This window comes from Actinoplanes sp. NPDC021490 (genome assembly GCF_055562135.1).
In genome coordinates this window covers 1-1,250 of record NZ_JBVHFW010000049.1, presented here as the reverse complement: position 1 = coordinate 1,250, position 1,250 = coordinate 1, and the positions used below count along the sequence as shown (strand labels likewise).

Genomic DNA, 1,250 nt, shown 5'->3' with positions numbered 1-1,250 from the left:
GCGGAGCGCCAGAAGGTGCCGGGCCGGATCGCGGACGACGGCCGGTCCTGGGCGCCCGAGAGCGGGGCGGGCCGGCTCAGGCTCGCCGCCAAGTACAGCGTGGACGCGGTGGCCGTGGACGGCTCGGGGCACCGTTCGGCCCGCCACACCACCTTCACCACGACCGTGCCCGAGCACCGCTTCATCGGCTACTTCAAGCCGGAGAACCGCTCCACGGTCGGTACCGGGATGATCGTCTCCTTCGCCTTCAACCGGCCGGTCACCAATCGCGCGGCCGTCCAGAGGGCCATCAAGGTGAGGGCCGTACCGCCGGTCGAGGTGGCGGGGCACTGGTTCGGCGAGAGCCGGCTCGACTTCCGCCCCGCCGCCTACTGGCAGCCGGGCACCGAGGTGACCGTCGAGATGGCGCTGCGCGACGTGGAGGGCGCGCCGCACGTGTACGGCACCCAGGACAAGAAGGTCGTCTTCGAGATCGGCCGCTCCCAGACGTCCCTGGTCGACGCGGCCGCGCACACCATGGAGGTGCGCCGCGAGGGCGAGGCCGCCACCACCATTCCGATCACGGCGGGCGCCCCGGGGAAGACGACCACGTACAACGGGAAGATGGTGGTCAGCGAGATGCACGAAGTGACCCGGATGAACGGCCGCACGGTCGGCTTCGGCGGCGAGTACGACATCAAGGACGTGCCGCACGCGATGCGTCTGTCCACCTCGGGCACCTTCATCCACGGCAACTACTGGGGCAACTCCAGCATCTTCGGCTCGACCAACACCAGCCACGGCTGCGTCGGTCTGCAGGACGTGCGCGGCGCCTGGTCCAAGAAGACCTCGGCGGCCTGGTTCTTCGACAACTCGCTCATCGGTGACGTCGTGGTCGTGAAGAACTCGCACGACAAGACGATCCAGCCGGACAACGGCCTCAACGGCTGGAACATGAGCTGGGCGGAGTGGACCAAGTAGTCCTTCGAGCACGTCGTACGGAGCGGGCCCGGTGCTGTGACCAACAGCACCGGGCCCGCCGCCGTTAGCGACGGTTAACCTGCCCCCATGACCGCAAACCTCGAAGTACGCGACGGCGTCGGCACGATCCTGCTGGACCGCCCGCCCATGAACGCCCTGGACGTCGCCACCCAGGACCGGCTGCGTGAACTCGCCGAGGAGGCGACCCGCCGCGACGACGGGCGCGCCGTGGTCCTCTACGGCGGCGAGAAGGTGTTCGCGGCGGGGGCGGACATCAAGGAGATGCAGGC

General features: G+C 69.3%; 2 protein-coding genes. Both read left to right on the top strand.

Annotated elements, in window-relative coordinates; translation table 11 throughout:
• Positions 1–960, top strand: a 960-nt coding sequence (locus tag ACZ3I4_RS47865) for a L,D-transpeptidase (RefSeq protein WP_465388848.1), incomplete at its 5' end; no start/stop codon positions are given.
• An 87-nt stretch (positions 961–1,047) separates the two neighbouring features.
• A partial coding sequence (locus ACZ3I4_RS47860; protein WP_465388847.1) for an enoyl-CoA hydratase/isomerase family protein occupies positions 1,048–1,250 on the top strand: 203 nt, incomplete at its 3' end.